This is a genomic window from Bradyrhizobium sp. SZCCHNR2028, from assembly GCF_032380995.1.
Classification (GTDB): Bacteria; Pseudomonadota; Alphaproteobacteria; order Rhizobiales; family Xanthobacteraceae; genus Bradyrhizobium.
The window spans coordinates 218,249-231,079 of record NZ_JAUHJF010000006.1 but is presented as its reverse complement, the minus strand read 5'-3'; the positions used below and the strand labels follow the sequence as shown (position 1 = coordinate 231,079).

6 protein-coding genes are annotated in these 12,831 nt (G+C 61.1%); all 6 read left to right on the top strand.

What is annotated here, in order from left to right; translation table 11 throughout:
* Positions 1 to 9 precede the first annotated feature (9 nt).
* The 6 genes from sctS (at position 10) to QX121_RS13020 (ending at position 12,696) form a co-directional block, all read left to right on the top strand.
* The gene (gene sctS, locus QX121_RS13045; protein WP_315715074.1) at positions 10 to 279 is read left to right on the top strand and encodes a type III secretion system export apparatus subunit SctS; all 270 of its coding nucleotides are present in this window, start codon (positions 10 to 12) and stop codon (positions 277 to 279) included.
* A 51-nt stretch (positions 280 to 330) separates the two neighbouring features.
* The gene (sctT, locus tag QX121_RS13040) at positions 331 to 1,149 is read left to right on the top strand and encodes a type III secretion system export apparatus subunit SctT (protein ID WP_315812122.1); all 819 of its coding nucleotides are present in this window, start codon (positions 331 to 333) and stop codon (positions 1,147 to 1,149) included.
* Positions 1,146 to 2,195, top strand: coding sequence for an EscU/YscU/HrcU family type III secretion system export apparatus switch protein (locus tag QX121_RS13035; protein ID WP_315812121.1), 1,050 nt, complete (start codon positions 1,146 to 1,148; stop codon positions 2,193 to 2,195). The genes sctT and QX121_RS13035 overlap by 4 nt, the downstream gene beginning before the upstream one ends.
* A 293-nt stretch (positions 2,196 to 2,488) precedes the next feature.
* Complete coding sequence (locus QX121_RS13030) at positions 2,489 to 7,999, top strand: hypothetical protein (RefSeq protein WP_315812120.1); 5,511 nt, start codon at positions 2,489 to 2,491, stop codon at positions 7,997 to 7,999.
* An 816-nt stretch (positions 8,000 to 8,815) separates the two neighbouring features.
* The gene (locus QX121_RS13025; RefSeq protein WP_315812119.1) at positions 8,816 to 11,722 is read left to right on the top strand and encodes a helix-turn-helix transcriptional regulator; all 2,907 of its coding nucleotides are present in this window, start codon (positions 8,816 to 8,818) and stop codon (positions 11,720 to 11,722) included.
* A gap of 260 nt (positions 11,723 to 11,982) precedes the next feature.
* Entirely contained in the window at positions 11,983 to 12,696 is a 714-nt protein-coding gene (locus QX121_RS13020) for a GntR family transcriptional regulator (protein WP_315735411.1), read from the top strand.
* Positions 12,697 to 12,831 lie beyond the last annotated feature (135 nt).

Below are 12,831 nucleotides of genomic sequence, written 5' to 3'. Positions count from 1 at the left end.
GGGGAAGCAATGGGCCAAGCGACAATTGTCGATCATCTGGTCAGGGGCCTGACGGTCGTTCTCATATTTGCCATGCCTCCCCTGGGTGTGGCGATGGTTGTTGGCCTCTTCGTCTCCATTCTTCAGGCCGCAACCCAGATCCAGGATCAGGTGCTGCCGCAGACGATCAAACTGATTGCCGTCGTGGCCACGCTGGCGGTGTTCGGCGCAGTGTTGGCGGCACCGCTGATCCAATATGCCGATCAGATCCTTGCGGATTTTCCTGCACTGACGCGTTGACGGGCCTTCCCTTCATCGTGCTCGGAGGGACATGGGCGACGCGGAGTGGCGATGAGGCTTGACCTCATGCCGTTGGACAGCATCGAGGCGGGGGCCGATCTCGTCTTCCGTCATCTTCTTTCGTTGGCGCTCGCCATCGCGCGTCCCAGCGCCTTCGTCATGACCTTTCCCGTGTTTGTTCGCCTCGGGCTGACCGGCTTGATTCGTGGTGCCTTCGTGGTCGCGATCTCGCTACCGGTCATGACCGGACTTGTTGAGGTGCTTCCTCCGATCGGCACGCAAACATTGCGATTGGTCGCGGTCGGGTTCAAGGAAGCGATCATCGGAGGGCTCCTTGGTCTGCTGCTTGGGATCCCGTTCTGGGCCGCCGAGGTCGCGGGCGACCTGCTCGACTACGAACGTCAGGCGCCCGATGCCCAGCTTCAGGATCCCAACGCCATGACCGAGTCCACCGCCTCTGGTACGCTTTTTATGCTCGCTGCGGTGGTTCTGTTCGTCGCAGCCGACGGCTTTCATCGCGTCGTCGAAGCCCTTTATGGCAGCTACAGGCTCTGGCCGGTCATTGAGCTCGCGCCGTTGCTGCGCGCGGAGAGCGGCCTATTGGCGCTGGAAATGCTCGTCCGCGTGCTGCAGTTGGCATTGATCCTGGCATTCCCAGTGCTGGCGGCCATGTTCGTTGCGATGTTCGCGCTGATGGTGATTGCCCGTTTCGCACCGCAGTTGAATGTGTTCGATCTTTCGATGGCGGCGCGCAACTTGGTCTATTTCCTGGTTCTGCCGCTCTATGCGGCCTTTCTGCTCGATCACTTCGGTACTCAGCTTGGAGAGTTGACCGGAATCTTGGACCAACTAGGGCAGTTCCTGCGATGAGTGAGGATGGCGGCACTGAGGAGCGGACGCTGCCTCCGAGCGAGCGGAAGTTACGTAAGGCGCGCGAAAAGGGACAGGTCTTTCGCAGCACCGATATGGTCGCCGGTGCATGCCTGTCGTCCATGCTGCTCTATCTCTGGCTGATCTTGCCGGAGCTTTTCGCGCGGTTACGGGGAGCCATGATGCTCGTGGGCGATGCGGGCGGGCAACCGTTTCGGGAAGCTGCGGGCACGATCGGAACGATGATGTACGAGGCCGCCGTGCCATACCTTGCAAAGGGGGCGGCCATCGTCGTCCTAATGTCCCTCGTCGTCAACGTCGCCGTCACCAAGGGGATCGTCTTCAGCCTTGACCCTATCAAGCCCCGCGCGGAGCGCTTGCATCCCGCAAAGGGTTTGAAGCGGATTTTCGCGCTCAAGAGCCTGATCGAGCTGGTGAAGAGTCTGGTCAAGACGACCCTCCTCGTCACGATCTCGGTTTTCGTCCTCGAGATGTCGCTCAACTCCCTGGTTCACACGCCAGGATGCGGTCTTTCGTGCCTCGTGCCAGTGACCGGGGCGATCATGGCACCGCTCCTCGTCGCGGCAATAGTCATGCTGATGGTGGGCGGCCTTATCGACGTTCTGGTGCAGCGCGGACTGTTCATGCGCGAGATGCGGATGACACGAAGCGAGGCGAAGCGCGAGCGGAGAGACCAGGAAGGCCTGCCGGAGGTGCGCTCTGCGCAACGCCGTCAGCGGCAATCGCTGGCGCACGGTGGAGGGCGGGGAGGAATCGAAAGCGCAACAGTGGTCATCGAGGGCGACGATGTGATGGTTGGGCTGCGTTATGTTCCGGGCGAGACGCAGGTCCCAAGGCTGGTGTGCAAAGGACGTTCCGTCCGTGCGCACAATCTCACCGAAGCTGCGGCCGAGCTTGGCATTCCTCGTTTCCGCAATCCAGACCTCGCAGAGGAACTCGATCGCCGTATCGCTCAGGACCACTACATCACCGAGGAGTTTTTCCAGCCGGTGGTGTCGGCCTTGCGCGCGTGCGGCATGTCCTGAGTGTAGCCGTGCTGCCCCACAGTATTTTCACAATATATTTCGGATCGGCCGCCGGCTGATACCCTAAACTGTCGTTCGGACATGATCGCCGAGCGGGCTGCATGGCTGACGAACTGCGTCTGCCAGAGCAGAGCCGCCGCCGCTAACGGGGAGACGCACGAATGCGGATAGATGACGCAGGTGGCTCGGTTGTCGCCAGTCCGCCTCCTCCTCCTCCGCCGCCGCCCCCACCCCCACCCCCGCCTCCTCCCCCGCCACCGCCGCGGCCGAAGTCCGCGGCATCGTCGTCGGGCATGCTCGATCGCAATTCGGCGCGCAGCGTTGGATCATCATCGACCGCACCTTCGCCGCTCTTTCAGCCCCTTCGACCTTTCATAGGTCCGGTTCTGCAGCCGACGCCTGTGTTGCTTGGCCCGCCTGCTCCGCCGAAGGCGGCGGCAACATGTCCGGGAGTTCCCGCCCCGGCGCCGGCGGCGCCGGTCCCGGACGCCGTTTCGCAGGCAAAATCTGTTCAGACAAAAGCGCAGACCACTCTCGACGGTGATGCCGGAAAGCTGCATAAACTGCAGACCGAACTGAATGATGCACAGGGAACGAAGGCTCCGATCGGGTACGGTCGCGGCGCGGGCGCCGCGGTGGCTGCGCATCAAGCCCATATCAGCGATCTGAAGAAGCAGGTTGCGGCCGCTCAGCAGCAAGTCACCGCCGACCAGGCGGTGTTGAGTTCGGCCAAGAGCAATCTGAGTGCCGCACAACGCATCGACGCCGCCGCAGCGAACTACAAGCCGGCACCGCCGCCGGTCACCGTGAAAGATCCGGTCGCGCGGAAAGTTGTCCCGCTCGTCGACGCGGCCTCGGCCCAGGTTTCCGCGGGAAAGGCCAAGGTCACCGCCGATACGGCTGCTCTCGAACAGACCAAATCGCAGCTCGGCCGTCTGGACACCGAGATGGACCGGGGGATCAGCGCCGGAACATTGCACCGTCTGTCGTTGCTGAATCAGCAGCAGGATGCGCAGCGACACAAGCTGGCGACGGACCAGCGCAAGCTTGACGCCGCGAGCGCCGACCTTGCGGCAGGGAAAAGCGTCGTCTACGGGCAGCAGGCCGCGGCGGACAAGAAAGAGCTCGAGAGCGCTTCCACAGCGCTGAAGAAAGCCGGTGTCACGGTCGACCAGAACGACAATCCGACCCAGGCGAATTTGACGCCATCGCAGCTGCGCGCCTATGACGACTTCACCGTCGCGCGGAGCAAGCTCAACGCCGATGTCGGCATGGTCGCGCAGGGCAAGGCCCAGCTCCAGTATTATGCTTCGAACTCCGAGAAATACGGGACGGTTGCGAAGGATGCCCAGGATCGGGTGAACGACGCTCTGCATCCATTGGGGTACACCATACGTGCAACGCGCGGCAGCGATCCGCAGCAGGCATCGCTCGATCTCAAGCTCGCGAACGGGAACGCTGATTACCAGAATGCAGGCTGGGCCGCAGCTCAGCACCGGGTGGCATTTGCGGCGGCAGCGCAGACCGATCTTGAGGCAGCGCAGGACTCCGATCTTGTCAAATTGTCCCCGCAAGCCCGGCAGACCGCTACCACGGCGAAGATCGACTACGATCAGGCAAGCGCCTATCAGAACAAAGTCGGGACCGACCTCGCCCTGATCAAGGGCCGCCAGGCCGTCTCGGATGCGCAGGCCGCCTATATCAAGAATCCGACGGCCGCCACGGAGCTCAAGCTGAACCAAGCGCAGCATCAGTTGCGCGAGCTCTCGACAATGTCCGCCATTGCGACGGCGGGCTTCAAGTCGGCAACCGGGCTTGCCTACGCCGACCAGCGCAATACGACATTGGCTAATCTGGAGCAGACCTATAGCCATGTTCCCTTGCCCTCAAACTCGCCGGTGTTGCAGCAGATAGCGCAGGCAAGAACTGACGCGGCATCGGCCGGCCTGATCACGAAAGAGCTGGCTGCAACGACCAACAGGCTGGTTCAGGATTATCGTGTCACACAGAGCGAGGCGGCGGTCGCAACCGCGCGGCAGTCCGCCAACACTGATTCGGTACAAGCTGGCAATGTACAGGCTGTGGGTTTCACCAAAGCGAGCAGCGCCCTGACGACGGCTCAGCAATCGCTTCAATATGCAAAGCTTCAACAGAAGCTGGCTCAATATCAGCTGCTGGACTCCCAGTTTCGGCTGACATTGCCGCAAAATCTACTTGATCCGCAAACGGTCTCTGACCAGAGCGCGCTCTCGCATGCGTACAATACATTCTTTGCGCAGCATCCGGGTGCCTTGAGCGATGGCGCGGTCGCTGAGCAGCTTGCGAGCCTCAAAGACGCGAACGCGCGAGTTGATATCGGTCAAGGGCTACATGAGCTGCAGGATGCCATCGACAGGGAAGACAAAGCACTTGGCAACCGCAGCCTTCTGCAGAAGGGCGGCGATTGGGTCGGGGGACTGTTCGGTGCCAACCGGTCTGAGCTCGAGTCGGATCTGCAGGACAAGAAAGAGGCGCTCACGGCCCTGCAGAAAAATCAGGGAGGGATGACTGCCCAGGAGGTCAACGGCGAGTATCTGAACATCATGGGTAATCTGGCCACCCAGAATGACCGGATGTTCGAGAACGAGCGCAAGACCGACGCCAATTGGTCGAGTGCACAGGAAGTCGTGCGCGACGTCGCGATCGCCGCGGCTGCGACCGCGGTTACGATGGCCACGGCCGGAGCCGGCGCGCCGGTATTGGCCGCCCTTGCGGCGGGCACATTGGTGGGAACGGGAACGGCCGAAGCCATCGACACGGCCCAGAATGCAGCAACTGTGTTCGGTGGCGGCGACATTCACAGCGATCCTCACATCTCACTCGACGCAGCGCTGACCAACAACTTCTTCAAGGGCGGCGGCAGCTGGGATGAGGTGAAGCAGGCGGGCGTTGATGCGACCGTATCGGGCGTGCAATCCCTCGGCGCAGCAGGGGGGGCGTTGACGGGCGGAGCCACGGAGGCCTTCCTTACGCGCGGCCTCGACCAGGCTGCAAGCTCGGTCGTCTCGAAGCTGGCAACCGGATCAACGGTCATGGTTGCCAATCAGGGGGTGATGGGTCTCGGCAACGTGGCGGGGACGTATGTCGAGTCCCAATATCAGCTCTCGGAGGGGCGGCTCACGCAGGACGAAGCCCAGGCGCAGATGAAGGATGCGTTCTCCGGATACTTCAAGAATCTCGCGGTGGCCGGCGTGACGGGAGGTCTGACGAAGTTCGTCGACGGCAAGGTGGCCGTGCGGACCGCAAGCGCGGCACGGCCGAATGGACTCGTGTCGAACCCGCTTTATCAGACAGCCTCCCAGCTGGGTGCGAACACCATGCTGACTGCGGGCCCCGGCCTCCTTTCCGGCAAGGCGCCGACCGCCCAAGACTATCTGTCCATCGGTCTCAATACGGTTTCCGGTGTGGCTTCTCATCACTATCAGCAGAGCAGATCCCGCACCGTGGCCGAAACGGGCCTTGCCGGTCAGCCCGCCGCGTTCGACGCGGGAAGGAAGGTGTTTGACGCCTATCAGGGTCAGGCGAGCGGGACATCGCCGAATGGCATCCGGCTGCAGGCCATGGATCCCGCCGCTTTCGCCCGTGCATATCAAAAAGCCGGCGGCCAGCACGATCCGGCGTCCGTCGATGCCTTCAGCATCTTATCGGATCAGGGGCATCGCGTCTATGTACGGACCGATAGATTGAGCCCGGACGTGGTCGCACACGAGGCCGTGCATGCACTGACCTCGGAATCGTTCAAGAAGCTCGCAAGCACGTTGGTCATTGATTCAAGCCGGCCGCATTCGAACTTGAATGAAGGTGTGACCGAGCTTCTCGCCTCGCAGGTCGTGCCGCGCCGTGGCACATCGCCCTATGCGACGGAGGCGCAGATCGCGGAGGCCATTCGCGACCGGATGGGGGAGACCGACTTCCATAAGGCGGTTTTCGGAGGCGATCCAGCGGCACTCGCATCGTTCCGGCAGACCGCTTTGGCGTTGCACGAAAGACCTGTCAGCGAAGACTCGGCTGCAAATTGGGCCCTAGCCGCCTCGACGGCAGCCCAGCCCGCGGGTGGTGGCGGCGGCAAGCCGCCCGCGAGCGGCGGTGGTGCGGTCTCTCCGGCCTCGCCCCCGCCGGCCTCGAGCGGCTTGACTCTTGTGCTCAGCCCGAAGGCATTCGAACGATTTCAGGACCGGGTCGCTCTCCAACCCTCCAAATACGGCAGTAGCGCCGACAGGTATATCTACGTTGTGGAGACACGAGGAAACAAGCCAAGCCGACCGTTCGCCATGAACGACGCAAACATCACACGGCGAGGAGTGATCGGAGCAACAGACCGCTTTGTTGACTGGGGCGGAAGTCCGCCGCAATCAGCCAAGACATACAGCCGACGCTACGATCTGCCGAAAAAGGATTTTCGTGTCGTGGTCACGGATCAGCCCTACACGGGAGTGGGCGATCGACAAGTGGCACCGCGCAGGTCAGGCCTCCGACAGGCTCTGCCCGTTGCTGCAGGAGTGGCCTCCGATGCGGTTGCCCTTGCAGCAGCCGCGCGGTTCGGATCTCTAGGCATGCTGGCGGCCTGGAACGCCACAGTTCGTGGACCGCTGAACATCGTTCAGCTCAAGCCGAAATTGGCTGCCAAGTTGAGAATACCCGAAAAAGCAGCCCCGTATTTGCGAACCGCAACAGGTGTGAGCTTCATCGCCAACGGCATGGCAAACGACATCGTCAGTGTGACGAGCGGCCACCTGCTGAGCTTCCAATATGGTGGAGCAGCTGTCATCGGCTCCGCGCAAATCGTCTTGGGAGCGCGGAGCTATTTCAGTGGCTATGGCGCGCTTAGATCGCGTGGAGCTACCGATACGGTCCGGTCAACCGACACCAGTCTGAGCGAAATCGCGGACAGGAATAACGTACCGGACGAGGTGATCGGACGCGTCAATGCGAGAGATCCCGCGCATCCGCTTAAACTAATTAATCCAGATAAGTCGATCTCCATCAAGAGCAACGATGAGCAGCTCACTTTCCGCCAGATCGCCAGAAAGGAAAATAAGTCCGTCAGGAAGGTGCTCGAGGATGTCGGGCGTCGCGAGAAACTGGCAATTCCCGGGCGATTCACGTCTAAGGGGAGGCAGATCACCGCTCGGATCAAATCAGGCGAGGACCTGGATGCCTTTGCAGCGAGAAATGGCTCCTCCGCGCGGGCGATCATCAAGGCGCACCGGGATCGGATTCCAAGCACGTATACAAGCAATCCCGATTCGCATGCAGTTTGGACCGGCGCGGGGTTGAGGATTCCCGGGTCGTTTGACAACTCGCGAGGCCTATCTTGGACAGGAATCGCCTGGCGAACCGGCCGTTCTGCGCAGCAGTTGAAATCCCTTAATGGGGCGGCCAGCGGAACCAAGAGCAGAGAGACGGCTCCCGAAATCGTACATATCCCTCCAGCATCGTCCTGGGACACGACTCGACTGTCTCGCCGCATGCAGATAACCGGAAGTGCCGGTTTGATTGCTGGCAATGTTGCTGAGCTCGTCTACGATATTCACGGTAATATCGGGGCTATCCCTGGCGCGGTCGGCGTCGCGGTTGGATCCGGCTTATCGATCTACGCGATGCTGCGCCGCAGGGCTCCGGCGAACTATCAAGTAGTAACGTCTGTTTCGTTCTCGCTGAAGGGGCTCAATCGCGCTTGGCCCGCTTTCGGGCACGTCAGCGATGTCGTTGTGACCTTCGTCAGAGATAAGGGGCTGGAAGGACTGAGTTGGTTACAGAGGTGACGAATCCCATGCGTCTCCTCTCTGCAGGGGCGCCGAGTGGCGGGACGTCGTGGCGACAACGCGCCCTCGGCAACATTGACATACGTCGAGCACCCTCGGCCTAAGTAACCTCAAGCCGGCGACCCCGACGTCGGTGCAGACGCACGAGCAATTCGTCTGGCGCGCTCGAAGCGCGGCGATTCGCGTATATGGTTCTGTAATGGGAGAGATGCGCAGTCCGCCCGGAGCGCCCAGCCCCGGCGGCTGGCAGGTTTCGATCGACCACACCTTGCCGGCGACCGCAGTACGTCGACGTATGCCGCGCAGGGGAGCGACACCCTCGTAAGATTGCTTTAGCCGACTCTCACCAAGCGTGGCAGTCGTATCCTCCCGGCAACCTTTCGGAACTTCACTTTGACAACAACAGCCATGATCGCATCTGCAGGCGAGGGCGCTAAATCTCGCCACAAACGCGAGACGCGAAGCAGGCATCGTCGAGAAGCGACTCAATGATGGTTCGAACCTCAGTTGAGTCGATTTATTGAAAATCGTATGGGTTGTGGACCTTCGGAGCAGGCAATCATTGGCTGAAGTTGACATGGAGATCGTCATCGATCTGGGTCCTTCGACTCTCGCTGGTCGCCATTGCGCGACAGTCTTCGCGAGATGAGCCCAGTGTGCGCAGCGCAACATTGATTTGCTGCTTGGTATTATCGTGCCGAGCTGATATTTTCTCAACGCAATCTTAAGTTTCGTGGGCGGTTGAATCGCACAGGCGGCAGTGCGTCTTGCCGCAGCCATGAAAGAGTATCGTGTAGGTTGGCTATTGGTTAGCGCATGAGGGATAGCGGTGTTCCGCTTATAGGAAGGGACCAGGAGTCGAACCGGCTTCGCGGGCTTCTCCCGGACAAGAATGGACGCGCTGTTGGTGCGGTCCTGGTAGGAGAGGCTGGAATTGGCAAGAGCCGTCTGGTCGAGGCACTGGCCCAAACTGCGAAGCAGCGCGGCTTCTGTGTGGCGAGGGGGGCCGCCTACGAGATGGCCGAACCTCTGCCATATGGATTGTTTGCCGACACGTTCTCCCAATGGGCTCGCGAGCAGCCGATACTCCTCAACCATGCTCGCAATGACATGATTCGGCCGCTGTCTCGCGTGGTGCCGGCGTTCGCGGCCGCTGCGGATCTTCCTGCTCTCAAAGGACTCTCCGGACCGGACGAGCGGTTTCGACTGTTCGAATCCGCGGTTCATCTGCTTCATGCGGTTGCAGTCGAGTCTCCACTACTGCTCGTGCTCGAGGACCTGCACTGGGCCGATCGCGAATCCTGGTCGATGTTGCTGCATTGCTTACGCTCGACGCGATCTCTCCCGCTGCTGACCGTCATCACTCTCCGTCCCGACGAGACCGGCGGCGAGCCTCTGGAACTCAATGCGCTGATGCGCGAGAGCGAGCTTCATCGGATCGCGGTTCGCTCGCTCGAGCCGGCGGACACGATGCGCATGCTGGAGTCATTGGCAGACGAGCGGCTGCCTGCATCGCTTGCCACGGCAATTCACCGTGAGACTGGCGGCAATCCGTTCTATGTGCGCCAGCTCTTCAACCACCTTGTCGAAGAGGGAAAGCTTGCTGGGCGCCAGGGCCAATGGCCCGCCGATCTCGTGAACAACGGTATCGGCATCCCGGCCGGACTGCGTCCGTTGCTGTCGCGACGGTTCGCGCGGCTCTCGGGGCCGACCTTGGGAATGCTGCGGATCGCTGCGATATTTCCCGAAGGGTTCGATCTCGGCCGATTGCAGCTTCTGATATCGGATTCCGAAGAGACGATTCTGGACCATATCGACGAGGCGATGAGGGCTGGGGTACTCGTCGTTCGCGGTGATGGCTACGTCTTTGCGCATGCGTTGTTGCGGCGCGCCTTGTACGACCAGCTGAACCCCGATCGGAGAGCGATTTTGCATCGACGCGCGGCGACGCGTCTCGCTGAGCTCGATGCCGATCCTGGAGAGATTGCGCATCAGTATCACGCTTCGCAGCGCATCCCGGGTGCTGAAATCGGCGAGGTCTTCGCACTGAACGCAGCCGAGCGCGCGCGAGCGAACTATATCAGCGAGCACGAAGCTGTATTCCTTCGGATCGCTTGCGATCTCGCAGGCGATGCTGCCTCGGACGAGATGCTCCGTGATCTCGCGCTTGCGCAGGCTGCATCACTCGACGTCGAAGCCGCCGATGCGACGACGCGCTTTCTGTTCAGCCGATGCTGGGAGCGGCGGCCATCATGGACCATGAGTTTCCTGGTGGCGATTGTCCGCAGGCTGCGGGACGCCGGCGCTCCCGCTGAGATGTGGCAGCCTCTGGTGGAGCGCGGACTGGAAGCCTGCGATGATCGCCGAGATTTGCACTGGGCCCGATTGGAGGTGCTCCGACAGGACTGGCGGTGCCGATGGAATGACGGGACGTTTGAGGCGATCTACCACGCGCCGGATCCGCGTGCGCTCGATCTCGTTCGTCAGCTTGGAGATGAAGAGGATCGTGCCTCGGCGCTCGACCTGTATGCTCCGCGATCCATCGAACAGACAGAGCAGGTGCAACGTTGGGCCGCCGAATGGCAGAATCCGGCGGCCATCATCCGGGCTCGAGAGGTCGTGACCCATGATTGGATCTATCGGCATGGGCAACTCGCCCTGGGGGTCGAAACAGCGCACGACCTGTTGCGGGATGCCAAGTGTTTCGGGTCGCTTCCTGGTCGGATCGAGGCTTTAACCTCTCTCGCGATTGCCGAGGCGAGCCTGGGTCATTTGGCAAGCTCAGACGCGGCGCTGCGCGACGCGCGTGCGCTGGCCGTCCGATTGGGACCATGGCACCGGTTGCATATTGCCCTGGAGCTTTCCGCGGTCGCATGGCGTGCCTATTTGTATGGTGGCGACTGGCCGGCGATTGGCCGAGTCGCTTCGCGTGCGCTACAGATCGTCAAGGATCATCCGGTGCGCCTTGGGCAAATCGTGCTTGGCTTCGCCGCTCTCACCGAAGCATTCCTGCCTGGCGAAAACGAATACGACGTTCGCATTGAGGCGTTGCTCCGATCCCTGGAGAACACAAATTCCGACAGACAGCTGTCGGATGATGCGCTTGGGCTCGGTGTCTGTGCCGCCTGGCAGCGTGAGGACGTCAAACGTGCCCGCCGGTTCGAAGCGTTGGTCCGCGCTCCAAAGCACGGGAGCACGATCGGTGCAGCCGGTGAATGCCGTGAATTCATCCTCGGACGCCTCGCGGCCCTTCAGGATCACACGGTTGCGGCACGCACACACTTCGCAAAGGCCCGCGGCGACCTTGAACGGGCAGGCCAAGTCTGCCTCCGAGCGCTCGTCGATCTTGATGAGGCGACCGTTGCGGGAACCTCAGGGGACAAGCCGTCATCGCGTGCGCTGCTGCAGCGGGGACGCGAGCAGTTCGTAGCACTCGGCATGCGAAGCTGGCAGGAGCGCGTTGATCGAGCACGGATAGAGGGAGTCGAGGCGGAGTCACGCAACTTATACGCGCGAGGTCCGGATGATCTTTCACCACGAGAAATGGAGATCCTCAGCAAGCTCGCTGCCGGCAGCCGCTCCAAGGCCATTGCTGCGGAACTACGCCTCAGTGTGCCGACCGTCAATCGGCACATTGCGAACATATATATGAAGATCGGCGTGAGCTCGCGCGCCGCAGCAACCGCTTACGCGATGAGACACCGTCTCAGCATGCTCCAGTGAAGCGGTACACATCGATTGCATAGTTTTTATGATGGTGACGGCTGCAATGAGTGCGTAAGCTTACGGTGTGTAAAAAAAATGAAAGTCATGGGCGGACAACGAGTAGCAGGGCAAGGAGTCGACGTCGGGCGTCGTCGAATCCCTTCGTGCGTGCTCGTCGGCGCTGTCGGAGCATTCCGGGAACAAGTTATACGCCTCTCGGGAGCTACGTCTGCGGCCGGCAAGTTGCGTCCGCCGAGGGCGGTTCAAGGGGACGTGGCATGCGTGATACAGACGGGGATATCAGCAAGGTAGACACCGCTTACACTAAGCTCAAGGACCTCGTCATCCACTATGATCTGGTACCTGACGGCAAGGTCCGGGTGCTTCCAGGAGAGCATCTGCATATTGACGATCTGGCGGATCGCGTCAATGCGAGCGCCACGCCTGTGCGCCAAGCGCTGGAGCGCCTACAAGGCGAGGGGCTGATCGACAGCATCGCGAAGCGAGGCTTCTTCTCCAAGGTTCCGAACGCGTCCGAGCTGCAGGATCTGTATGAATTTGCCCGGCTGGTTCTTGAGCACAATATTACGAGGCCACTCGATCCGTCCTCGGTTGCGCGTCTCGGCCGGGGTTTGATGAAAGTGGAAGCCGTTGCAGTGGGCCACTCGGCAACGAAGTGCGTCAAGCATCATGCGATGACCATCGAGAGCGTCTTCGAGCAGATCACGCAGCTGTCGCGAAACGGGCAGATGCTGAGAATGATGCGGAACTTCAATGATCGCAGCCGGTATGTCCGATGCCTCTCGATCTTGCAAAGCCCGGATCACGGCGCGCAGGTACGAGAATGTCTCGAGCTGATCGAATTGCTCCGCGATCAAGATCCGAAAGGTGCAAGCGCTAAATTGGAAACGCACATGTGTCGGATGATCGTCGATCTGCCCGAGCTCATCAGGGACGCTAGGTCACGCTGGACGATGGCCGCGGCCATATAGATCTCGTTTGACGTTTGATTGTAATGCCCATGGGTACATCGACCTTCGACCTGTGAGAGGGTCCAAGACCCCGGTTGCGAGTGAAGCTCTGGATCCGGCATGCGCGGGGAGAATTCGCGGGGCGACCGAAGCCAA